The sequence below is a fragment of the Dyella sp. RRB7 genome, from assembly GCF_022761115.1.
In the GTDB taxonomy this organism is placed as follows: Bacteria; Pseudomonadota; Gammaproteobacteria; order Xanthomonadales; family Rhodanobacteraceae; genus Dyella.
In genome coordinates, this window is record NZ_JAKWJS010000001.1 from 1,041,568 (window position 1) to 1,066,007 (window position 24,440).

16 protein-coding genes are annotated in these 24,440 nt (G+C 66.9%); 7 read left to right on the plus strand and 9 right to left on the minus strand.

The window, feature by feature from the left end; translation table 11 throughout:
* Positions 1–139 precede the first annotated feature (139 nt).
* Positions 140–511, plus strand: a complete 372-nt coding sequence (locus MJ606_RS04665; protein ID WP_243048229.1) for a nuclear transport factor 2 family protein — start codon at positions 140–142, stop codon at positions 509–511.
* On the opposite strand, the gene MJ606_RS04670 is transcribed toward MJ606_RS04665, so the two are convergent.
* Positions 499–4,923, minus strand: a complete 4,425-nt coding sequence (locus MJ606_RS04670; RefSeq protein ID WP_243048230.1) for a DEAD/DEAH box helicase — start codon at positions 4,921–4,923, stop codon at positions 499–501. The two genes, MJ606_RS04665 and MJ606_RS04670, sit on opposite strands and share 13 nt — an antisense overlap.
* A gap of 245 nt (positions 4,924–5,168) precedes the next feature.
* Here MJ606_RS04670 and MJ606_RS04675 point away from each other — a divergent pair, with 245 nt between their 5' ends.
* The gene (locus tag MJ606_RS04675; RefSeq protein ID WP_243048231.1) at positions 5,169–7,061 is read left to right on the plus strand and encodes a M61 family peptidase; all 1,893 of its coding nucleotides are present in this window, start codon (positions 5,169–5,171) and stop codon (positions 7,059–7,061) included.
* Between the two features lie 160 nt (positions 7,062–7,221).
* Positions 7,222–8,073 carry a lysophospholipase gene (locus MJ606_RS04680; protein WP_343214791.1) on the plus strand — a complete coding sequence of 284 codons (852 nt, stop codon included), beginning with the start codon at positions 7,222–7,224 and terminating at the stop codon, positions 8,071–8,073.
* Positions 8,074–8,084: 11 nt separating this feature from the next.
* On the opposite strand, the gene MJ606_RS04685 is transcribed toward MJ606_RS04680, so the two are convergent.
* The 7 genes from MJ606_RS04685 to MJ606_RS04715 form a co-directional block, all read right to left on the minus strand.
* Positions 8,085–8,987 (minus strand): cation transporter, encoded by a 903-nt coding sequence (locus tag MJ606_RS04685; protein ID WP_243048232.1) that lies wholly within the window; start codon positions 8,985–8,987, stop codon positions 8,085–8,087.
* A gap of 126 nt (positions 8,988–9,113) precedes the next feature.
* Entirely contained in the window at positions 9,114–11,414 is a 2,301-nt protein-coding gene (locus MJ606_RS04690) for an Orn/Lys/Arg decarboxylase N-terminal domain-containing protein (protein WP_243048233.1), read from the minus strand.
* Between the two features lie 39 nt (positions 11,415–11,453).
* Entirely contained in the window at positions 11,454–12,797 is a 1,344-nt protein-coding gene (adiC, locus tag MJ606_RS04695) for an arginine/agmatine antiporter (RefSeq protein WP_243048234.1), read from the minus strand.
* A 556-nt stretch (positions 12,798–13,353) separates the two neighbouring features.
* A complete protein-coding gene (locus tag MJ606_RS04700; RefSeq protein WP_243048235.1) occupies positions 13,354–14,832 on the minus strand; it encodes an efflux transporter outer membrane subunit in 1,479 nt (492 codons plus the stop codon).
* Between the two features lie 49 nt (positions 14,833–14,881).
* Positions 14,882–16,480, minus strand: a complete 1,599-nt coding sequence (locus MJ606_RS04705) for a DHA2 family efflux MFS transporter permease subunit (protein WP_243048236.1) — start codon at positions 16,478–16,480, stop codon at positions 14,882–14,884.
* Positions 16,477–17,586, minus strand: coding sequence for an HlyD family secretion protein (locus MJ606_RS04710; RefSeq protein WP_243048237.1), 1,110 nt, complete (start codon positions 17,584–17,586; stop codon positions 16,477–16,479). The genes MJ606_RS04705 and MJ606_RS04710 overlap by 4 nt, the downstream gene beginning before the upstream one ends.
* 15 nt (positions 17,587–17,601) lie before the next feature.
* Complete coding sequence (locus MJ606_RS04715) at positions 17,602–18,126, minus strand: helix-turn-helix domain-containing protein (protein ID WP_243048238.1); 525 nt, start codon at positions 18,124–18,126, stop codon at positions 17,602–17,604.
* A 208-nt stretch (positions 18,127–18,334) separates the two neighbouring features.
* Here MJ606_RS04715 and MJ606_RS04720 point away from each other — a divergent pair, with 208 nt between their 5' ends.
* From MJ606_RS04720 to MJ606_RS04735, 4 genes are all read left to right on the plus strand, one after another.
* Positions 18,335–19,039 carry an SDR family oxidoreductase gene (locus tag MJ606_RS04720; protein WP_243048239.1) on the plus strand — a complete coding sequence of 235 codons (705 nt, stop codon included), beginning with the start codon at positions 18,335–18,337 and terminating at the stop codon, positions 19,037–19,039.
* A gap of 133 nt (positions 19,040–19,172) precedes the next feature.
* Positions 19,173–20,192 (plus strand): glucokinase, encoded by a 1,020-nt coding sequence (glk, locus tag MJ606_RS04725; protein WP_243048240.1) that lies wholly within the window; start codon positions 19,173–19,175, stop codon positions 20,190–20,192.
* 68 nt (positions 20,193–20,260) lie between these two features.
* Complete coding sequence (locus tag MJ606_RS04730) at positions 20,261–20,944, plus strand: HAD family hydrolase (protein WP_243048241.1); 684 nt, start codon at positions 20,261–20,263, stop codon at positions 20,942–20,944.
* Between the two features lie 74 nt (positions 20,945–21,018).
* On the plus strand, positions 21,019–21,333 hold the full coding sequence (locus tag MJ606_RS04735; protein ID WP_243048242.1) for a hypothetical protein: 315 nt from the start codon (positions 21,019–21,021) through the stop codon (positions 21,331–21,333).
* A 31-nt stretch (positions 21,334–21,364) separates the two neighbouring features.
* Here the strand turns inward: MJ606_RS04735 and MJ606_RS04740 are convergent, their stop codons facing one another.
* Positions 21,365–24,394, minus strand: coding sequence for a DEAD/DEAH box helicase (locus tag MJ606_RS04740; RefSeq protein WP_243048243.1), 3,030 nt, complete (start codon positions 24,392–24,394; stop codon positions 21,365–21,367).
* Positions 24,395–24,440 lie beyond the last annotated feature (46 nt).

The window sequence follows — 24,440 nt, forward strand, 5'->3', positions numbered from 1 at the left end:
GGGCGCGGGAGTCGACCGGGTGGTGGGGTTCGAGGCGCCAAAGGCTTGTGGATCGGGGCTTGCGGTCGGCTTCGGGGCTTGGGTGACGTAGACTTCGCACCGTCGCGCCCGGTGGTTGGCGCTTGGATGGGAAGGCGCCATGCGCGAATTGATCGAACGTTACCTGGGCGCGTACAACCGCATGGATGTCGACGGCACGCTGGCCACGATGCATCGAGAGGTGATGTTCGAGAACTACACGGCGGGCGTGCTGAGCGTGCGTACGCTGGGCGTGGATGAGCTGCGTCACCTGGCGGAGAGTTCGCGCTATCTGTTTTCCGCGCGGCGCCAATTGATCCTGGCGTATCAGGAAGTCGACGGTACGGCCACGGCGCAGATTCTGTTCGACGGCACGTTTGCGGTGGACCTGCCCAATGGCGTGCGCGCGGGGCAGTCGATCACCATGAATGGGCGCAGCCAGTTTCGCCAGCGCGATGGGTTGCTGGTGTATATCGCCGATTACAGCGAGTAACCGGCAGCGTGGGCATCGGCGCTGAGGGAATCGTGTCCTTCGGCGCGGCGCAGTAGCGCATTGCGCCAGCGTTGTTGTTGCTCGGGCGTGGCATCGACCAGCCATTGCGGCTTGTTGGCCACCAGCGCGGCGACGGGCACGCCGTCTTCATAGAGCACGCGCGTGCCGACTACGGCCGGCAACTTGTTGCCGGCCAGTACGGTACCCACAAGGTTGAGCGGGTCGCTGCCGCTGAGGCAGACCAGCTCGCCTTCATGCTCGCGCTGACGCACGGCGCGCAGGCGGCCAATGGCTTCGGGCAGGGCGAATTGTTCGCCGACCAGGCCCTCCACGAAGCGGCCGCCGCGGATTTCACCGCGGGCCTCCAGGCGGTGGTAGACGCGCAGCAGTTCGCGCCAGCTGGGGAGCCACGGGGCTTCGCGTTCGAGCAGTTTCCAGAAGACGACGCCGTAGCGGCGCAGCAGGGTGCGGGCGATGTGTTCGATGGGGTCGATGTCGTTTGACTTCGCACTTTGGGGCTCTGTCGCGAGCGCCCGCCCCTCATCCGTCCCTTCGGGCCACCGTCTCCCCGCAGGGGAGAAGGAACTGGGTGTACGCACCAGGGACCAACGGCCGGCGTCCTCGATGCCGGTGAGCATGTGGCGGCGCAGGCGGCGATGGCGATGGGCGTCGCGTTTGGCGGCAGGCACCAGCAGGGCGCGCAGGCCGGCGAAGCTGTCGGCGGTGACGCGACCGGCGGCGACGAGCTCGCCCAGGGCGTCTTCCAGCTCGGTGCGCAGCAGGTGCGTGGCAGCCATCAGCTCGTCGAAGAACAGTGCGCCTTCGTGGCGTAGCGCATCGAGCACGGCCTGGGCACGGGAGGAAACCAGTACATCTTGGACATGACCGTCGCCGGACGCCATGTGGGTCCAGACAGGCAGGCTGCGCCGAGGCAGCAACACGATGGGCGTGGCGCGCACCGGGCCGCCACCACCACCGCTGCCGGTGCGCAGGCGGCTCCAGCTCACGCGGCCGGCACGGCACAGGTCGTCCAGCCAGCTGATGGCATAGTCGTCGATGCGCGCGGGCAGCAGTTCGGTCTCCCAGGCGCCGGCGGCGGCCTCGAAGCCTTCCAGTTGGGTGAGCACGGCGGGCAAGGCATCGGGGCCGCTGAGACGCGCGCCGGGTGCAGCATGTTGCCATTCAAACAGGAAGCGCATCAGGTCGCGCCGGCTTACCGGCTCGATTTCGCGGCGCAGGCGGCCGATGGTGTAGCGATGAATGCGTGCGAGCAGGTGGCGTTCGCACCATTCGGTTTCGCTGGCATTCGGGGTGAAGCGGCCTTGCATCACATAGCCTTCGGATTGAAGGCGCAGCAGTACGAGGTCGATGTCGCTCGACGCCACCTGCAGTGCCCTAGCAAGTTGCGTCACCGTCACGGGCCCCAGACCGGTGAGGCGGCCACGGACGAGTTCGAGCAGGGCGTCTTCGCGATTCCAGGATGGACTGGCGAATTCGGCGGGAGCGGCGATGGGCGGGTGCAGGGTGGCGTCCGGGTGAACGGCTTGCCATGCGGGAAGCTTTTCGGCGGTCACCCAGATGGATTGGGCAGAGGGGGAAAGGCGAGTCGCACGATGGTTTTTGGCCAGGGCCTTCAACCAATCGGCCCAGCCGTGGTGGTCGTCCGCTTCTTGCTGCGTCACGCCACCCAGCACGCCGAGTGCCTCGTGCATCTCGTCCGCGCTACGCACTTGCGGCCACGCTTCCTCGCGCACGGCGGCAATGGCTTCGGGATCGAGACGGCCCAGATCATCCGCGTTGTCGGCATCGGTCCAACGGCGCGATTGCACGGCCTGCGTGCGGCGCTCTTCCAGCGGCGCATCGTCGAGATAGGCGTACGGTGCCGCGGTCAGCACTTCGCCGGCCAGCGGGCTGGGGGCGGCCAGGTCGCGGGCGACCACATTGATGGTGCCCGCTTCCAGGCCGCGCAGGATATGCAGCAGGCCGTCGACATCCATCGCGTCGCGCAGGCAGTCGTGCAGGGTCTGGTTGACCAAGGGGTGATCGGGAATTTCCCGTTCGCCGACGATGTTTTCGAGACAGGCCACCTGGTCGGGGAACACGGTGGCGAGCAGGTCCTCGCTTTTCATGCGCTGTAGCTGCGGCGGCACCTTGCGCCCGCCCTGGAAGCGCGGCAACGCCAGCGCGGTGGTGGCGTTCCAGCGCCAGCGCGCGGGGAACAGCGGTGCGTCCAGCAAGGCCTGTATCAGCACATGCTCGGCGGAACTGGAATGCAGGTAGCGCGCCACTTCCTCCAGCGGAAAGCTGTGGCTGGTGGAGAGCGACAGCACGATGGCGTCTTCGGTGGCCGCCGCCTGCAATTCGAAATTGAACTGGCGACAGAAGCGCTTGCGCAGCGCCAGCCCCCACGCGCGGTTGATGCGGCTGCCCCAGGGCGTATGGATGATGAGCTGGGTGCCGCCCGATTCGTCGAAGAAGCGCTCGAACACCAGGGTGTGCTGGGTGGGCAATACGCCGAGTGCGGCCTTGGCCTTGGCCAGATAGTCGGCCAGTTGCTGCGCGGCGGACTCACCCAGCCCCAGCGTATGCATCAGCCAGTGCAACACGGCAGGCACGCCGCCCTCGTCCAGGCGCGTGGCGATATCTTCGCGCAGGCGCGATACGCCATGCGACAGCTCGTTGCTGCGGCCCGGCGCCTCGCCAAGCCAGAACGGAATGCTGGGCGGCACGCCCTGCGCGTCTTCCACGCGCAGGCGATCGCGCTCCACGCGCAGGATGCGATAGCTGGTGTTGCCCAGCTGGAACACATCGCCGGCGAGGCTTTCCACCGCGAAGTCCTCGTTCACCGTGCCGATGATGGTGGCCTGCGGCTCCAGCACCACCAGGTAGTCGGCGGTATCGGGGATGGCGCCGCCGGAGGTAACGGCAGTGAGGCGCGCGCCACGTCGCGCACGCAGCTGGCCATGCACCGCATCGCGATGGATATAGGCGGCGCGAGCGCCACGCCGGGTGGTGAAGCCCTCGGCCAGCATGCGCACGGTGGCGTCGAACTGTGCGCGGCTGAGGTCGCGATAGGGATAGGCGCGACGCATCAGCTCGTACAGCGCGTCTTCGCTCCACTCCTGGCAGGCCACTTCGGCCACGATCTGCTGGGCCAGCACGTCCAGCGGTTGCGGCGGCTGGATCAACGTGTCGAGTTCGCCACGGCGCACGCAGTCCAGCAACGCGGTGCATTCGACCAGATCGTCGCGCGTGGTCGGGAACAGGCGCGCCTTGGGCGTGCCATCCACCGCATGGCCCGAGCGGCCGGCACGCTGCAGAAACGCGGCGATGGAGCGCGGCGAGCCCAGCTGGCACACCAGGTCCACGTCGCCGATGTCGATGCCCAGTTCCAGCGAAGCGGTGGCGACCAGCACGGAAAGATCGCCACGCTTGAGCCGCTGCTCGGCATCGAGCCGCTGTTCCTTGGCCAAGCTGCCGTGATGCGCGGCCACCGCTTCCCTGCCCAGCCGCTCGGACAGGTGTCGCGCCACGCGCTCGGCCATGCGTCGCGTGTTGACGAATACCAGCGTGGTGCGATGTGTTTCGCTGAGCTGGGTGAGGCGGTTATAGATCAGCTCCCAGCAGTCGTTGGACATCACCGCTTCCAGCGGTACCGGCGGCACTTCGATGGCGAGGTCGCGCGGGCGCGTGTGGCCCACGTCGATGATGCAGACGTCTTCCTCGCCTCCCTCGCCAGGGAGCAAAGCCGGCGTGCCGACAAGGAATTTGGCCACCTCCTCGATCGGCTTCTGCGTGGCCGAAAGCCCGATGCGCAGCAAGCGCCGTTGGCATAGCGACTCCAGCCGCTCCAGCGACAGCGCCAGATGCGCGCCACGCTTGCTGGAAGCGATGGCGTGGATCTCATCGACGATCACCGTACGTGTATCGGCCAGCATGCGACGGCCGGAGTCGGAACCCAGCAAGATGTACAGCGATTCGGGCGTGGTGACCAGGATATGCGGCGCCTGCTTGCGCATCAGCATGCGCTCGGCCTGCGGGGTATCGCCGGTGCGCACCGCGGTGCGGATGTCGACGTCGGGCAAGCCCAGGCGAGCCAGTTCGGCGCGGATGCCCTCCAGCGGTGCTTCCAGGTTGATGCGGATGTCGTTGGACAGCGCCTTCAGTGGCGAGACGTAGACCACCGTGGTGGCGTCCGGCAGCACGCCGCCATTGGCCACGCCCTCGCGCACCAGGGCATCGATGGCGGAGAGGAACGCCGTGAGGGTCTTGCCCGAGCCGGTCGGGGCCGCCACCAGCGTATGCCGGCCCGACCGTATGGACGGCCAGGCGGCTTTTTGCGGCGCCGTGGGCGCAGCAAAGGCCGCCTGGAACCAGGCCGCGACGGCGGGATGAAAATCGTGCAGTGGCATAGACTTGGATCTGCCCCGGCAAGGGGAAGGGTGCCCTAGGAGATGGGGGCGCGCCATGGATTTGCCAATCTATCCGGGTGCCCCTTGCCCTGGCCAGTGACGACCCTGGGCGGGTGGCTGGACTCCCGATTATCAAGGGCGCCACGAGGGTGACTTCCGGCCAAGGCGGGCGGGCATGACGAGGCCTAATATCTGTACCTTCCATATCAATAATTGGCGTACCACGGTCGCCCAAGGCCCTACCCATGAATTCCCCCCTTCGCCTATCCCTGCTTTCGGCGCTGCTGGCGCTGGGCGCCCCCATGGCGCATGCCCAGAACGTGACGCCGCGTGACGTGCCGTATCCCGGCGGCGCGCTCAGCCTCACGGTCGACCTCAGCCGCGCGCCCCTCGACATCTACCAGGTCAAGGAAACCATCCCGGTCCAGCCGGGTACGCTTGCGCTGTATTACCCGCGCTGGGTGCCTGGCAACCACATGCCAAGCAATCCGATCCAGGATCTCTCCGGCCTGGTCATCACCGCCCAGGGCAAGCAGGTGCCCTGGCACCGCGACCTGCGCGACATGTACCTGATCCGGGTGGACGTACCCGCCGGCGTGAGCACGCTGGAACTGTCCTTCCAGTTGCTGGTGTCCTCGGACAGCCATGGCTTCATGGCGGCCACACCCAAGCTCGCCGACCTGGAATTCAACCAGGTGCTGTTCTATCCCGCCGGCTACTACACGCAGCAGATTCCGATCCAACCCAGCGTCACCCTGCCGGATGGCTGGCAATTCGCCAGTGCGCTCGAAGTCAGTCAACGGACGGGCCATACCGTCGCGTTCAAGCCGGTCAACCTCACCACCCTGGTGGATTCGCCGCTGATCGCCGGCGCGTATTTCAAGCAGGTGGACCTGGCTCCCCACGCAACGGTGCCGGTACACCTGGACATGGCGGCCGACGAACCGGGCAAGCTGACCCTCACCGACAAGCAGATTGCGCAGTACGGCGCGCTGGTAAGCCAGGCCGAAAAGTTGTTCGCTTCCCACCACTACGCGCACTACGACTTCCTGCTGACCCTGTCCGAGCACGTCGGGGCCTCCGGCCGGGAGCACCACCAGTCGAGCGACAACCATCTGCCCGGCGACGGCCTGGACGAGGGCAACGCGGTGATCTTCGGCGACCTGCTGCCGCACGAATACGTGCATTCGTGGAACGGAAAATTCCGCCGGCCCGCCGACCTGTGGACGCCCGATCTGAACGTGCCGATGCAGGACGACCTGCTGTGGGTCTACGAAGGATTGACCGAGTACTACGGCAAGGTGCTGGCGGCCCGTTCGGGCATCTGGAGCGCGTCGCAATACCGCGACGTGCTTGCGCGCGCCGCGGCTGACGTGAGCTTCCGCAGCGGCAGGCAATGGCGCACCTTGCAGGACACCGCCGACGCCACCCCGATGTACGCCCAGGTCAGTGCCAGGTGGGACAATTGGCAGCGAGGCAGCGACTACTACCCCGAAGGCGCGCTGCTCTGGCTGGATGTGGACACCCAGATACGCGACCTGAGCCAGGGCAAGCGCTCGCTGGACGATTTCGCCCGCGCCTTCTTCGGCATGGACAGCGGCAGCTATGCCGTGCGCACGTATGGTTTCGGCGACCTGGTCGACACGCTCAACCAGGTGCAGCCCTACGACTGGGCCCGCTTCCTGCGCGAGCGGCTCGACTACACCGGCGACCAGTTGCCCGAGCACGGCATCGAGCGGGGCGGCTGGAAACTGGTGTTCGACGATACCCGGTCCGAGGTGGACAAGGTCTGGGCGGGCAAGGCCGGCGGCGGCGACCTGATGTATGGCGCGGGCTTCAACGTGGGCGGCAGCGGCAGGATCGGCGATGTTCGGTGGGGCAGCGCGGCATTCGCCGCCGGCTTGGTGCCGGGCCTGAAACTGGTGGCCGTCAACGACCAGCAATTCACTATCCAAGTGCTGAAAGACGCGATTTCCGCCGCCAAGAACACCCACTCCCCCATCAAGCTGCTGGTTCAGAACAACGAATACTTCAACACCATCGACCTCGACTACCACGATGGGCTCAAGTATCCGCACCTGGTTCGCGCCCCCGGTAGCCCGGACCTGATCGACGCCATTTCGGCGCCGCGAAAGTAAGCCGCGTGAACGGCCCGCCCCGCCTCCGCTGCCAGTGGATGCGGGGTTTGGCCCCCGGAGGACGAGGCCGATCGGGCGCCACTCGCGCCACCACGCCGGCAAGCCCTCCGAACCACCACGGTTTGTTGCAGAATCGGGGTTTTCCGACAGAGAGCCCGACGTGACCCTTGCGCGCAACCAGGACAGCGAGACGACGCGGTATATGCCCATGATGGACGGGCGTACGTTGTTCGTGCGCGACTGGCCGCATGCGCGCGCCCACGACGCCGTGCTGATCGTGCATGGCCTGGGCGAACACAGCGGCCGCTATCAGCGGTTGGCGCAATGGTTCCATGCGCGCGGTTATGCCGTGCGCAGCTACGACCAGCGCGGCCATGGGCAGACGCCCGGCATGCGCGGCGGGTTGCGCCATGGCGATGACCTGCTCGAAGACCTGGCCACGGTGTACACCGATTACGCCGCCGGCCGGCCCAAGCCGCCGCTGCTGCTGGGCCACAGCATGGGCGGCCTGGTGGCCGCGCGCTGCGTGCTCGACCGGCGCATCCAGCCGCCGGCCATGGTGCTGTCCTCGCCGGCGCTACGCAGCTGGGAGTCGGCCTTCCTGCGTCGCCTGGCCGCCGTACTCAGCCGCATCACGCCCAGCCTGCCGCTGCCCAACGGCTTGCCGTTCGACAAACTCTCGCACGATCCGCAAGTGGAGCCGGCCTATCGCGGCGACCGCCTGCGCCACGGCTGGGTGACGCCCCGCCTGGCCGATTTCATCTTCCGCGCGGGCGAATCCACCATTCGCGACGCCGCGCAACTGAACGTCCCTACCCTGCTGCTGGTGGCCGGTGCGGACAAGCTGGTGGACCCCTCGGGCAGCCGCGATTTCGCGGCCGGCGCCTGGGCCACGCAGCGCCTGACCACGCGCTATTTCGACTCGCTGTACCACGAGCTGTTCAACGAGGCGGAGCCGTCGCGCACGCAGGTGCTCAAGCAGCTGGGGGACTGGCTGCAGAAGCGCGCCTGATCCGCGCGCAACTACATCCATTCACGCTTGCCGGTGAAGGTGATGGTGAGCCATTCCACCCGGATGTCGCTGCCCAGCCGGCGCGCGATCTCGCTGCGCACCTTGTCCACGTCGCCCATGGTGCCAAGCGAATGAGTGGGTTCGAGCAGGATATGGATGTCGATGAAGCGCATGCGGCCGATCTTGGCCACGTAGCTGGCGAAGTCGAGATAGCCGTGTTCGCGCACCAGCGCATCCATCACCGTGCGCACGCGCTGGTCGAGTTCGTCCGGCGCCAGTTGCAACACCTCGCGCAAGGCCTGCCACAGGCTGCCCAGCGGCAAGGGCAGTAACGCGAGGGTGAGCGCCAGCAGGATCGATGAATCGATATAGCGCGTCCAGTGATCGAGCGGACCGCCTTCAATGACGGCTGCCAGCACGAAGCCCACCAGCACCGCGATGCTGATGCAGCCGCCGATCAGCCAGCCGCGTGCGTCCAGCTGCAGCAATACCGAGCCGAGCGCCGTCGCCCGGCGTCGCATGAGCACCGCCATGCCCATGCTGGCCACGCCCATGATCGCGGCCCAGGCCGCGCCGAAGCCGAAGGCCAGCTCATGGCCGCCGGTGAGCAGGTCATGCAGCGCGGCAAAGGCGGCGTAGCTGCAGATGGCGGCAAGCACGCTGGCGTTGAACACCACCAGCAGCGGCTCCAGGTGCCAGTAGCCGAACTGGAACCGGCGACTGCCTTCGCTGGACACCAGGCGCGATACCAGCAGCGAGCCGCCGGTGAGTACCACGTCCACCAGCGAATAGAAACCATCGAAGGCGATGGCCTGCGAGCGCATCGCCAGACCCACCGCCACGCACGCGGCGCCGACCAGCAAGGTCACGCCGATGGAGAGACGGAGCTGGTGTTGTTCGCGGGTGGTGTCCATGCTGCCTTCTCTACGCCGCCCCCTGCTCGCAGGGGAGGGAGCCTATGTCCATAGTGTCGCCCAACCCATACGACAACGGCGCTCACCCCTGCGGATGAGCGCCGTCATGGATCGCTTTGCGGCGTCCTAGCGCTTGAGCACCTCCACCACATAGCGCGGCCCCTTCGGGCCCGGCTCGGTGATCAGGCCATGGATGTCGGACTCGAATCCCGGGAACTGTTCGTTCTGCTCGCGGGCGATGCGCAGCGATTCGAGAATGGCCGAATCCTGCCCGCCAAACCTCTCGCCCGGCATGATCACTGGAATACCCGGCGGATACGGCACCAGCATGGTCGCGGCGATGCGCCCATGCAGCTTGTCGATATCCACCCGCTCCACCTCGCCTTTCACCAGGCGGTCATAGGCTTCGGCCGGAATCATCACCGGCTCGGGCAGGTCGACGTACATCTCGCGCATCACCTGCGCCAGCTTGTGCCTGGTGTTGAACGCGTGCAGGGCATCGCACAGGTCGCGCAGGCCCTGGTTGGCGTAGGCCTCGGGATGCTCGGCAGCGAGCGAGGGCAGCGCCTTGTCCAGCGGGGCGTTGGCGTCGTACAGCTCCTTGAACGCCAGCAACTCGGTGGTGAGCGTGCTCCACTTGCCCTTGGTGATGCCCATCGAGAACAGGATCAGGAACGAATACAGGTTGGTCTTTTCCACCGTGATGCCGCGCCCCCACAGGAAGCGGCTGACCACGGCGGCGGGAATGCCGAGTTTCTCGATCTTGCCGTCCATGGTGAGGCCGGGCGTCACCAGCGTGACCTTGATCGGATCGATCAGCACATAGTCGCGCGCCAGCTCGCCAAAGCCGTGCCACGCCGCCTTGGGCACCAGCTTCCAGTCGGCCTGCTTGGTGCTCACCGGCTGGGCGGCGCGCTCGCCTTCGTCGAGCCGGTCACGCAGTTCGTTGGGCTGCCATACGCTGAACCACCAATCGCCCTTCTTCAGGTCGTCGCCCACGTGCAGCACGGCGCGGCGGAAGGCGATGGCCTCCTTGTGCATCTGCTCGATCAGGCTGCGGCCGGAGCGGCCTTCCATCATGCGCGAGGAAATGTCGCACGAGGCGATGATGCCGTAATGCGGCGAGGTGGACGTGTGCATCATGAACGCTTCGTTGAAGCGATCCGCGTCGAGCTTCCTGGTACGGCTGTTGCGCGCGTGGATCATCGACGCCTGCGAAAACGCCGCCAGCAGCTTGTGGGTGGACTGGGTGGCGAAGATGATCGGGTCCTGATCGCGCGGCTTGCCCTTGGCCATGGCGTAGTGGTTGTCGTACATCTCGTGGAACGCCGCGTAGGCGTACCAGGCCTCGTCGAAATGCAGGTAGTCCACCGCGCCGCCGATGTCCTTGGCGATCTTCTCCACGTTGTAGCAAAGGCCGTCGTAGGTGGAATTGGTCACCACCGCGATCTTCGGCCTGAAATCCTTGCCCTTGGCCTTGGCCACCTTGCTGGCCAGCGGATGTTCGGCGATGCGCTTGGCCATCGCCTTGGGCTGGAACTGGTCCAGGCTGATCGGGCCAATGATGCCGTGCGCGTTGCGGCTCGGGGTGAAGTACACCGGCACCGCGCCCGTCATCACCAGCGCATGCAGCAGCGACTTGTGGCAATTGCGGTCCACGAACACCACATCGCCGCGCGCCACCGTGCCGTGCCACACGATCTTGTTGGCGGTGGAGGTGCCGTTGGTGACGAAGAAGGTGTAGTCGGAACCGAAATTGCGCGCCGCCTCCACCTCCGCCGCCTTCACTGGCCCGGTGTGATCGAGCAACGAGCCGAGTTCGGGCACCGATACCGACAAGTCGCTGCGGAACGTGTTCTCGCCGAAGAACTGGTGGAACGCGCGACCCGCGGCCGACTTGGTAAAGGCCACGCCACCGCCATGGCCGGGCGTATGCCACGAATAGTTCGATTCGGCGGCATGGTGAACCAGCGCCCTGAAGAACGGCGGCAGCAGGTTGTTCATGTACTCGTCGGCCGCGCGCATCACCTGCTTGGCGATAAAACTCTTGGTGTCCTCATACAGGAAGATGAAGCCATGGGTGATGCCCAGCAGCTTGGTAGGTACCTGCTCCACCGTGCGGCGTTCGCCATAAAGGAACACCGGCAGGTTCTCGCGATACGCCAGCTGCGTGTCGAGGAACTGGAACAATCGGTCGAACTGGTGCGGCCCCTCTTCCGCGCCGTCGATGGAGATCAGCACGGCCGAGGCCGCGTTGTAGGTGCGCGCGCCCGCCTCGGCATCGCTCATGGTGAGGCCGCTCAGCACGCGGTGGCCGTAGCCACGGATCTCGTCGGCCAGCGCGCGCACCAGGATGCCGTTGATGCGGGGCGAGTCGTAGTCTTCGTCGATGATGACGACGGGGTAGTCGAGGGAATTGAAATACATGACCGGGCTCCATCAATCGCGGGGACGGGGGAAGAAGGTTCAGGGGCGCGGGGCCGGCGTTGCGGCGGCCTTGAGCTCGCGCTCGCGCCGGCGCTGTTCACTGAAGAACGGATAGAACACCGAGATGAACAGCATGAACAGGAAGGCGTAGGTCACCAGGTCGCCGCTGGTGCCGAAGATGGCCCACAGGCAATACACCACAGTGATGCTGGTAAGCACCCAGTACACCCCGGTATGCGCGGTGGTGTGACTGACCTCCACCGCGAAGTAGCAAGCCACGCAGGAATAGATGTACGGCAACAGGGTCAGCACCACCGCCGCCTGGGTAATCACTTCGAACTGTTCCGAGGCGGTGGGCGACGCAGCGGTGACCAGCACGATCAGCGACATCAGCACGCCCACGATCAACAGGCCCTGCACCGGCGTGTCGTCCTTGTTGGCCTTGCTGAAGATCCGGGGGAACAGGCCATCGTCGCCGGCCGCCTTGGCGCTCAACGCGGTCAGCAGGATCCAGCCACCCAGCGAGCCACCGGCGCCCAAGGCCGCGCAAAGGCTCACCACGCCACCGCCGATATGGCCGATCGCCAGTTGCGCGGCCAGCGCGAACGGCGCGTCGGCCACCTGCAGTTGCTCGTTGGGGATCATGCCCATGATCACCGCCGAGCTGGAGATGTACACCACCGCCGCCAGCGCCACGCCGGCAATGGTGGCGATGGCCACGTTCTTCTCGGGGTCCTTCACCACCGCCGCCGACACCGATGCCGACTCCACCCCGATGAAGGCCCACAGCGTCAACGAGGCCGCGCCCGAGATCGCCTGGAAATCCCCCTTGCCGGACACGTTGTACGCGGCGGAGAACAGGTCGGACTTGAAGAAGAACCAGCCGAAGATGGCGATGCCGAACAGCGGTATCAGCGCAAACGAGGTGGTGATCGACTGGATGCGCGTCACCACTCGCGCACCCAGGATGTTGGCAAAGGTAAACAGCCAGATCAGTACCAACACCACGATGGTGCGTACCATCGGCTGCGCCAGCGCGGGAATGAAATAGCTGAAATAACCCACCGCCGCCACCGGCAACGCCACGTTGCCGATCCAGTTGGCGAACCAGTAGATGGTGTTGGTCTGGAAGCCCATGTATGGGCCGAACGCATCGCGCGCATACGCATAAGGTCCGCCCGCCTTGGGCGCCAGCCGCCCCAGCTTGGCGAACACGAATGCCAGCAACAGCGAACCGATGGTGGTGACCACCCACCCCCACATCGACACGCTGCCGATCTTGGCCAGGCTGCCGGGCAGCAGGAACACGCCCGAACCCATCATGTTGCCGGCCACCAGGAACGTCGCCGCAACGACGCCGATCTTGCGCTTCTCATCTGCCATGATGGGGCTCCAGGGAAAGGAAGGATCGATCATCGATGCGCGCCGCGATCAAGCCGGATCGCGCATGCAGGCGAGCTGCCGCGGCGGCGTCCGCACGCAGCAGCAGAGAAGGGAGCGGCGCTGCAACAGTCATCGGCGCAGATGTCCGGGCATGGCGGTGGACCATCGCATGGCACGCTCCCTGTCACGACTAACCACTACGTCGCCCGCACCCGCAGGCATATCGGCACGATGCGAATCCTTCGCGCATTACCTTCACCACGACGCGAAAACATCGATCACCGTGAGGCGCCGACGGCAACCTTGTCCTTTCGATTGTCGCCGCGACACGGGTCGACGCACCGTGAAGGTTGCAAGCGGGTACCCGCGCTCACCGACCCGCCAAGGGCATGCACTTCGCCTTCACGCTTTGCATCCTTGCGCCGCGCAAGCATTTAAGGGCGCTCTCGACTCGATCGCTCGGGGCACGCACACCGCGCCGAGCAGCGGCGAGAGAGAAATTATTTCATGATCGGGATTTGGCGCGACTCATCGCCTCCAGGCAAGGCGACTTGCTTCAACGCTCCGCCACGGCGGGCTCCGCTACCGCGCCGGGCCAACCACCGCCCAGCGCGCGGAAAGTCGCCACGGCCGCACGCGCATCGTCCGCGTGCATGCGAGCAAGCTGGTCACGCGCGGCGAGCAGCTGGCGATCTTCATCCAGCACTTCGATCAGGCTGATGGCGCCGCCCTTGTAGGCATCCTGTGCGGCGCTGCGCGCCTGTTCATGCGCACTCACTTCCTGCAATAGATCGCGATGCTGCACTTCCAGCTGGGCCAGCTCGACGATGGCATTCTCCACGTCCTCGGTCGCGCGCAGCATCGACTGGCGATATTGCGCCAGCGCCTCCGCGTTGGCGCCCTTGGCCTGCGCCACCTCGGCATCCACCCGGCCGAAATCGAACAATCGCCAATGCAGGCCCAATACGGCTTGCGGCTGGAAGGCCGCGGCCGAGAACAGCGAACCGGTATGCAGGCTTTCAAAGCCCAGCAACCCGCCCAGCGATACCTTCGGGTAGTACTCGGCCACGGCCACGCCGATACGGGCGTTCGAGGCGGCGAGCCGGCGCTCGGCGGCAATCACGTCCGGGCGTCGCCGCAGCAACATGGCCGGACCGCCTTCGGTGCCGATGGTCGGCACGCTGAAGGGCTTGGTGCTGTCCTGCAGCTCGGCGGCGTACGTACCTGGCGCCGCACCCATCAGCACATCGAGGCGATTCAATTGCTGTGCCAGCGTGATACGCAAGGGTGGCAAGGTGGCCTGCGCCTGCAGCACCAGCGCCTGGGCCTGCGCCAACTCGCGCGCGGTGGCCAGGCCACCGGCCAGGCGCACGCGCACCAGTTCCAGCAGCTGCGCTTCGGTATCGACCTGCTGCTGGGCGAGGCGGATGCGCTCCTGCGCGCCGCGCACCTGGAAGTAGGCATCGGCGGCCTCGGCGGCTACCGAGACGCGCACGCCATCCTGGCTCGCCTCGGCGGCTTGCGCTTCGGCATCGGCCGCCTCGGCGCCACGATGCAGACCACCGGCCAGATCGAGCTCCCAGCTCGCGCCCACGCCAACGTCTTCCAGAGTCTGGTTGCGTGTATAGCCTGGCAGCGCGCTGCCGATTTCACCCAGCGGGCTTTTCACCGACTGGCGCTCCTGTACCACCTGGCCATCCAGGCTGCCCTGCGGCGCCAGTTGCGCACCGGCCTCGCGCGCGGCGGCACGCGCCTGGTCCACGCGCGCCATCGCCGCCGCAAGGTCGAGGTTCTGCAGCAGTACGCGCTGGATGATGCGGGTGAGCTCCGGATCATCGAAGCCGGTCCACCAACTGTCGAGCGCAGGCGCGGGTGCGGCCGGGGCACGTTCGCTCAGCTGCGATTGCTGTGCGTAGTCGGCGCCGGTCTTCAGGTCGGGACGCGTGTAGTTGGGGCCAGCCATGCAGGCCGACAGGGATACCGCCAGCGCCACCGAAACGATGGCGCGCCCAAGTTGTTTCGGGGAAAGAGACATCGGGGTACTCCGCGGGGAGTCGGGAAATGAGTAGGACATGGCGGCGAACTCAGTGCGCGTCCGCCGAGGGCGCCGCCGGCGGCACCACCTTGCGCATCAGCGGCACCATCACGGCGGCGACCACGAAGCAGGCCATGATGGCGAGGAACGCATCGGCGTAGGACAGCGTCTGCGCCTCGCGATAGGTCAGTTGCCATAGCTGGGCCAGTGAACCGCTGGCGGCTTCGTCCACGGTCTGCCCCAGCGCGGCAAGATGTTGGGCCGCCTGCGCCAGCCACTGGTTCATTGCCTCGTTGCTGGTAGTGAGCCGCTCGGCCATGCGATAGAAATGCAGGTTGGTGCGATCGTTGAGGATGGTGGCGCACACCGCGATGCCGATCGCACCGCCCAGGTTGCGCATGAGATTGAACAGGCCGGAGGCCAGCTTCAGCCGCGCCGGGGCGAGTCCACCCAGCGTCAGCGTCACCGTGGGCGGAATGGCGAGCTGCTGCCCCATGCCGCGCAACGCCTGCGGCAGCAGCAATTGTTGCGCACCCCAGTCGTGAGTGATGGGCGTGAACTCCCACATGGAGATGGCAAACAGCACCAGGCCCGCCATCAGGATCCAGCGCAGGTCGAAGCGTTGCGCCAGCATCGCGTAGATCGGAATGCTCAGGATCTGGAACACGCCGGTGGAAAACACCGCCTCGCCAATCTCCAGCGCGCTGTAGCCGCGCACGCGGCCGAGAAACAGCGGGGTCAGGTAAATGGTGGCGAACAGGCCGATGCCGGTAATGAAGGAGAAGAAGCAGCCCAGGGCAAAGTTGCGATCGCGCAGCGCGCGCAGATCCACCACCGGATGATCGTAGGTAAGGCTGCGCACGACAAAGCCCACGCCGCCCAGCCCCGAGATCCACGCCGTGGTGAGGATGGTGCTGTCGCTGAACCAGTTCCAGCGGGGCCCCTCTTCCAGCGTGTATTCCAGGCAGCCGAGAAAGGCCGCCAGCAAGACCATGCCCAGGTAGTCGGCGCGACGCAGCAGCGACAGGTCCGGCGCGTCGATGTTGACCAGCAACGGCACTGCCACGGTGACGAAGACGCCCGGCACCAGGTTGATGAAGAACAGCCAGTGCCACGACGCGTTGTCGGTGATCCAGCCGCCCAGGGTGGGCCCAAGCGTGGGCGCCAGTGACGCCAGCGCGCCGATGGTGGCCGCGGCGACCACGCGCTGCTTGCCGCCGAAGAACACGAAGGCGGTGGTGAAGACCATTGGGATCATCGAGCCGCCGAGGAAGCCCTGCAGCGCGCGGAACACGATCATGCTCTGGATGTCCCAGGCTGCGCCGCACAGCATGCTGGTGATGGTGAACCCCGCCGCCGAGGCGGCGAACAGCCAGCGCGTGGAGAACACCCGCGACAACCAGCCCGACAGCGGGATCACCACGATCTCGGCGATCAGGTAACTGGTCTGCACCCAGGCCGTTTCATCGGTGCCGGCGGAAAGGCCGCCGCCGATATCGCGCAGCGACGCGGAAACGATCTGGATATCCAGCAATGCGATAAACATGCCCACGCACATGCTGGCGAACGCGAACACCTTCTGCGCCATGCTCAGTGCGGCCGGATCGATCGGCGAGGCGAAGCGGGCCGTGCTGGCAGCGGCGTTCATGGCGTGCCTGCGCGGCCGGCATCGCGCGTATCCACCTCGGCGACCACCGACAGGCCCGGGCGCAGCACGCCCAGCGTATCGTCCTTGCTCTCCAGCACCACGCGCACGGGTACACGCTGCACGACCTTGGTAAAGTTGCCGGTGGCGTTTTCCGGCGGCAACACGCTGAACTGCGCCCCCGTGGCCGGCGCCAGGCTGGCCAGATGGCCGTGGAATACCTTGCCGGGCAACACGTCGGCGCGGATCGACACTGCCTGCCCCTCGTGCATGCGCGCGAGTTGGTCTTCCTTGAAATTGGCATCCACCCACAGGCCGCGCGCCGGCACCACCGACAGCAGCTGCGTACCCGCGGGGGCGAATGCACCGACCTGCGCGCGGCGGTTGCCGATCACGCCGTCGATCGGTGCGCGCAATTGCGTATAGCCCTCATTGAGCCGCGCGATGTCGCGCTCGGCCTTGGCCTGCGCCAGCGCGGCGCGCGCCTGCAGTTTCTGCGAGGCGATCACATCCAGCTGGCGTTGCGAGGCAAGCAGTGACGCCTGGGCTTTTTCGATACCGGCCTGCGCGGTCTTGAAGGTGGCGTCGGCGCGCTGCGCGCTTTCGATGGATACCGCCGAGCGACTGGAGAGATCGCGATAACGCGCCTCATCGTCGCGCGAACGCACCATTTCGGCATCGGCGGCGGCAACGCCGGCCTTGGCCTGGTTGATCACGGCCAGTTGCAACTGCTCCGTGGCATCGAGATTGGCCAGCAACGCCTCTTGCGCCGCCACCGCGCCCTCGGCCTTGGCCAGGGCGGCGAGATAATCGCGGTCGTCGATCTTCACCAGCAGGTCGCCGGCATGCACGCGCTGGTTGTCCGTCACCGCCAGCTCGGCGATGTAGCCGGCTACCTTGGGGCCGATGACGGTGACATCGCCACCGACATAGGCGTCGTCCGTGCTTTCGATAAAGCGACCGACGCTCCACCAGTGTCCGCCATAGATGACGCCGGCCACCAGGGCGATGCCAATGGCGGCCCTGAGCAAGTGCTTGCGACGGTTGCGGGGTACGGGTTCGACTTCGGGCGGCGCGTCCACGCGCTCGGCGACGGTGATGCTGCTCATGGGATAGCTCCGGAATCAATGAGAAGAAAGGGTTTGGTGTCGGTCTGGTGCGCGTCGGCGGTGCGCCGATTCGATGCGTGCCCGCATGCGCTCATTCGCGGCCGGGCCGGCGCGAACGAGGTGGCGCTCGCGCGTGATCGGTGCCCCGGTATGGGCGTCGACCAGCACGGGCTCTGCCGCGCGACCGGTGCGATCGTCTTCGAGGAACAGGCTGATGCCCTCGGGCGCGAAGTGGCGGCTGCCCCATGCCATCAACGAGAGCAGCACGGGGCGAAAATCCAGCCCGCGCGGCGTCAGCACGTACTCGTAGCGCACGGGACGTTCGCTGTAGCGGCGACGTTCGAGCAGGCCGGCCTCGACCAGCGCGCCCAGGCGCCGGCTGAGCATGTTGGGAGCGATGCCCAGGCTGGACTGGAATTCATCGAAGCGGGTCAGGCCATAGAAGGCATCCCGCAGGATGAGCATGCTCCACCATTCGCCAACCCGCTCCAGGCTGCGGGCGATCGGGCACGTCATGTCTTCAAAACGCTTGCGCTGCATGGGCAAGGACCACGTCAATCTTTATATTATGAGCATCATATAAATAGAAACTAGCGTCATGCAAGCGACTTTTGGTGACGGCGGCGTCAACGCCGCGCCGCTCGACAGGCATTGAACTTCCCCGCACCAGCCACATAAGATGATTGTCATCATATTATGATCGACACCTCTTTCAGCCCGCTCCATTGCCATCAGGACGTCCCAAACCATGAAAATCCAGGGTTCCACCGCTCTCGTCACCGGCGCCAATCGCGGCCTCGGCCTCGCCTTCGCCAAGGCGCTGCTCGCCGCCGGTGCTGCCAAGGTCTACGCCGGTGCCCGCGATCCGGCCACGGTCACGCTACCCGGCGTCATCCCGGTCAAGCTCGATGTCACCCATGATCACGACATCGCGGCGGCGGCCCAGGCGCTGAGCGACGTCGACATCGTCATCAACAATGCCGGTATCGCCCATGGCGCGCCGCTGCTGGACGCCGAGGGCGGGGTCCAGTCCTTGCGCGAGCTGCTCGAAACAAACCTGCACGGCGTGCACGCAGTGAGCCGCGCCTTCGCTCCCGTGCTGAAGGCCAACGGCGGCGGTGCCCTGGTCAACATGCTGTCCGCACTGAGCTGGACCAGCCTCGACAACAGCGGCGCATATTCCGTCTCCAAGGCGGCGGCCTGGGCGCTTACCAACGGCTTGCGCAACGAGCTTCGCGGCCAGGGCACCCAGGTGGTCGCGGTGCATGCCGGCTACATCGACACCGACATGACCGCGCATGTCGACGCCCCCAAGTCGAACCCGCACGATATTGCGCAGCGTGTCATCGACGGCATCGCGCAGGGCCAGCTCGAAGTGCTGGCCGACGACACCTCGCGCCAGGTGAAGGCCGGCTTCGGCGCCACGCCTTCGTTCTATCTCGGCGCGGCCTGACCGCCGGCGAGCCGTTCCACACGCGGGTGTATGGAGGGAAAGGTGTCTCTCCATGCACCCGCGAAGCGGCCCAGTACTGGACGAAAAAGCCCGGGGGCGTCACGCTTACTGTCTCCCCAAGCCAGGATCGTCCATGAGAACGCCAAACCGTGCCGCCCCGACTTTGCTTGCTGACCTCGGCGGCACCAATGTGCGATTCGCCCTGGCTGATACGGGACGCGCGGCGCCGTTGATGGAAGACAGCGTCAAGCGCTACCGCGTGAAGGATTACGCATCGCTGGCCGAGGCGATCCGCCAGTATTTCACCGACACCGGCCACACCGCGTCGCGCGCCGTGATCGCCGCCGCCGGCCGCGTCAGCGAAGGCGAAACGGTCAAGGTCACCAACAATCCGTGGCTGGTCGCCGCGCATGCGTTGCAGGCGGAGCTGGGCATGGAGGCGGTGCACCTGGTCAACGACTTCGCCGCGCAGGCGATGGCGGTGCCGCTGCACACGCACGCACAGTTGTCCTCGGTCGGCACGCAGGCAATGCCCACGCTGGGCCAGCGCGAGCCGCAGACCTTCGTGGTGATGGGCCCCGGCACCGGCCTGGGCGTCGCTGGCCTGCTGCGCCGCGAAGGCCACTGGATCGTGCTGGAAACCGAAGGCGGCCACGCCGGTTTCGCGGCGCACACGGCCGAAGACGTGGAAATCCTGCATCGCCTCAACGAGCGCTTCGGCCGCGTCTCCAACGAGCGCATGATCTGCGGCAACGGCCTGGTGAATCTCTACCTCGCCCTGGCCGACATCGCCGGCCAGCCGGCGGAGGAATACACGCCCGAGGACATCACCGCGCGCGCGGAGGCAGGCTCCGATCCGCTGTGCGTGCGCACGGTGGAAACGCTGGCCGGCATCTTCGGCAGCGTGGCGGGCGACGTCGTGCTGAGCCTGGGCGGCTGGGATGGCGTCTACCTCACCGGCGGCGTGCTGCCGATCCTGCTGCCCTGGCTCAAGCATGGCGGCTTCCGCGAGCGCTTCGAAGCCAAGGGCCGCTTCCGCGAAACGATGGAACAGGTGCCCACCGTAGCCATGATGCATCCGGAGCCGGGCCTGCTCGGCGCGGCCGCGCTGGCCGTGCTGGATGCGGGCAGGCCGCTGGTGCCAGGGCAGTAACCGCAACGGGTTTGGCCGTCCGTCGTTGATCGGTCACACTAGCGATCTGTGAGTGATGGAGACACCCCATGCCCCGCGCTGATACGTCCTTCCTGTTCGACCTCGACGGCACGCTGGTCGACAGCGTCTACCAGCACGTGCTGGCATGGAAGGAAGCGCTGGATCGCGAAGGCGTGGAGCTGTCGGTGTGGCGCATCCACCGCAAGATCGGCATGAGCGGCGGCCTGTTCGCCAACATGCTGTTGCGCGAAACCGGGCTGGAAATCACCGAGGAACGCCTGGCCCGCCTGCGCACCTGGCATGCCGAGGCATATAACCGGCAAGCCACGCAGGGCGCGGTGCGGCCGCTGCCGGGCGCACGCGAACTGCTGGCCTTCCTTACCGAGGAAGGCATTCCCTGGGCCATCGCCACCAGCGGACGCATGACCACCGCCGCACACAATCTCGAAGCGCTCGGCGTCGACCCGTCGAAGGTGCCGGTGGTGACGCGCGACCAGGTGCGCTACGCCAAGCCCGATCCCGACCTGTTCATCACCGCCGCCGCACGACTGGGCGTGGATATCCACCACAGCCTGGTGGTCGGCGACAGCATCTGGGACATGTTGGCCGCGCAGCGCGCACGTGCCCTGGGCGTGGGCCTGCTCTCGGGCGGCTACGGCGAGGAAGAGCTGGAAGACGCCGGCGCCTTCCGCGTCTATGAAGACCCCGCCGACCTGCTCAAGCACATCGACGAAGTCGCCGCGCGGCGCTGATGTCAGGCGCGATTCATCGCCTGAGCCACCGCTGCCGTTAGTCTCGGAAACGGACTCGTTGATCGGAGGACGCCATGCGCCGCTGTCTCGCCATGCTCCCGTTCGCACTGCTCGCCGCATGCTCGCCGGCGGCGCCGCCGCCGGACCAGAAGCCGCCCAAGCCACAGGCCACCCCGGACAACGCCGTGCTCGGCTCACCCGGCTGGTATGCGTGGGTCGATGGCCGACTGCATATCAGCGACGACGGCCACGGGCCCGACCAAGGTTCGGACGAGTGGAACCGCGCCGTGCAGCACAAGCTGGGGCAAGAGGCGCCGCAGTCACCGATGGGCTCGCCGCAGTGGCAGCAGGCGGTGGATGCGTTGTTGCGGACCCGGCCGGCGCTTTGATGCGCCCTCCCCTGCAAGCAGGGGAGGGCGTTCAACCCGGCGCCAGCAGCGCATCCAGATCGGACTGGTCGAAACTGAGCTTCTCGCGCGTACCGCCACCTTCCAGCACCGCCTCGGCCAGCTCGGCCTTGCGCGCCTTCAACTCCTCGATGCGCTCCTCCACCGTGCCGCCGGTGATCAGGCGGAACACGAACACCGGCTTGTCCTGGCCGATGCGATGCGCGCGATCGGAGGCCTGCGCCTCGGCGGCGGGATTCCACCACGGGTCGTAGTGGATCACCGTATCGGCCGCGGTGAGGTTGAGGCCCACGCCGCCGGCCTTCAGTGACAGCAGGAACAGCGGCACTTCGCCTTCCTGGAACTGGCGCACCGGCTCGGCGCGATCGCGCGTTTCACCAGTGAGCGTGACATAGCGGATGCGCTGGCGATCCAGTTCGTGCGCGATCAGCTTGAGCATTTCGGTGAACTGCGAGAACAGCAGCACCTTGCGGCCTTCCGCCAGCAAGGCGGGCAGCATGTCCATCAGCAGCTCGAACTTGGCCGAGTCGCGCACGCCGCGCGCCGCTTCCAGCTTCACCAGCCGCGGATCGCAGCAGACCTGGCGCAGCTTGAGCAGCGCATCGAGCACCACGATGCCGCTGTGCGAGATGCCACGCTGCGCGATCACCTCGCGCAGCTCTTCCGCCAGCGACAGGCGCAGGCTTTCGTACAGCTCGCGCTGGCGGCCCTCCAGCACCACGCGCCGGGTGATCTCGGTCTTGGGCGGCAGCTCGGAGGCCACCTGCGACTTGGTCCGGCGCAGGATGAACGGCGCGAGGCGGCGATTGAGGCGATCCTGGCAATCGATATCGCGGTGACGCTCGATCGGCACCCGGTAGTGGCGACGGAACGCGCCCTCGTCGCCGAGCAGGCCGGGCACGGCCAGATCCACCTGCGACCATAGCTCGCCCAGGTGATTCTCCAGCGGCGTGCCGGTGAGGCAGATGCAGCGCGGCGCGCGCAGGCTCAGCACGGCGCGGCGCGCCTGCGTGCGCGGGTTCTTCACCTGCTGCGCCTCGTCCAGCACGATCAGCGCGAACGGCTGCTTGCGCAGCGTCACCACATCGCGCGGCAGCAGCGCATAGCTGGTCAGCACGATGTCCTGCGCGCCCAGCTGCGAGAAGTCGCCGCCGCGCTGCGGCCCATGCAGCGCCAGCACGCGCAAGGCCGGCGCGAAGCGCGCCACTTCCGCCTGCCAGTTCGGAATCAGGCTGGTGGGCACCACCACCAACGCCGGCTGGGTCAGCGCGCCGCGCTCCTTCAGCGCCAGCAGGTGGGTGATCAGCTGCAGGGTCTTGCCCAGGCCCATGTCATCGGCCAGCACGCCGCCCACCCCGGCCTCGGCCAGCGCGTTGAGCCAGCGCAGGCCCTCGCGCTGGTACGGGCGCAGTTCGACGGTAAGCCCTTCGGGCACCGCATCGCTGGCGCGCTCGGCCGCGTCGCGCAGGCGCGCGGTAAAGCCGCGCAATGCGTCGGGTGCTTCCAGGGCGCCACCGCTGGGCAGCGCCTCGACCAGTTCTTCCAGGCGGCCGGCCTGCACGCGCGGCAGGTGGAGTTTCTTGCGCGGGCGTTCGAGGTATTCGGCCAGCGGCGCCAGCAGGCCGCGCAATTCCTTCAGGCGCACCGGCACGCGGCGGCGTTCGTCCACCGGCGCGTACCACACGGCGTCTTCGGGCTCATTCGGGGCGGGGCTCAGGTTCAACTGATGCTCGGCCAGCGCCTGCGCCACGGCGGGCAGCAGGTTGTGGCGCTTGCCTTCCACCTCGATGCCGATTTCCAGGTCGAAGGCATGGTCATCGGTGTCTTCCACCGCGTTGCCGTACCAGCGCACTGGGCCTTCCAGCACTTCGAACGGGAAGCTGGGCGCGTAGTCGAGCAGGAAGCCTTCCGCCTCCAGCTTGGGACGCAGCGCCAGCCAGCGCGCGGGCGTGTTCACTTCCAGTGCACCGGCGTAACCCTTGCCGGGGAACAGCCATGCATCGTCGGGCAGCGTATCGGCCAGATCCCAGGGCAGGCCTTCGGTATCCACGCCCGGGGTGAGGCCGGCGCGTTCGAGCTGCTCCATCGCGGAGAGTTCTTCCGCGCGACGGCGGGTGATTTCCACCAGGTGGCCGTTGCGCACGCGGCGCACCAGCGGCTCGCCGCCACGGCCCGGCAGGCGCTCGCCGGCGTAGTCGAAGGCCAGGCGCGCATATGCCAGCGGCGGCGTGCCGGCCGCCAGCCGCGCATGGCGGGTGAGCGCGTGCAGGGTCAGCACCGGCTTGGGCGCCAGCTCGGCGCGACGCAGCTCGCCCAGCACCTGGGGCAACGGCAGGCGGTGCGACAGGCGGCTGTGCGGCAGGGCATCGCGCAGGCGCTGGCTGTATTCGTGCTTCAGCGGCGGCAGGTCCAGCCACTGCGCTTCTTCCGGCGGCGCCTCCAGATGGCCCAGCTCGGCGCGCTCGGCGTCGAGATACCACAGGCCATCGATGCGCAGCAGGCGATGGTTGGCCGGCAACGAGGGCACCAGCCGCTGGCTGCCGTCCTGTTCCATGAGCCATTGCCAGTTGAGCTGGTGCGACTTGCCGCGAGAGACGCGCAGGCCGGCCAGGCCGCCAAGGAAGCACGGCGAGGTATCGAGGATTTCCGCCAGCAACGCGTCGCCCACATGGCCGGACAGCCGCGCGTAGCTGCGGCTCTTGCGCAGGCTCTGCGGCAGACCCAGCACGGTGGCGGCCAGCCGTTGTTCGTGCGGCTCCAGCGGATGCTGCGCAAGATGCTTGCTGTCCAGCGGCGCCGGGCGCACGAAACGGCCCTGCTCGGCCACGGTCAGCAGCACCGGCGCCACGTCCAGGTGCGCATAGGCCAGCCCTTCCTCCAACATCACCTCAAGGAAAAAGCCAAGCACCCCGCGCTCGTGGGTGACCCCTGGCGGAGGCGACGCCAGCAGCTTGCGCCAGACACCGGGCAACAGGGGCTCGTCGCCGCTGTCGCTGCGTTGCGTGGTCAGACCGCCGTGCTGTTTATCGTCCGGTGACTGCATGCGCATTCGGTTCGCTAGGGCGACCAAAAGATTCAGCTTAGCAAGG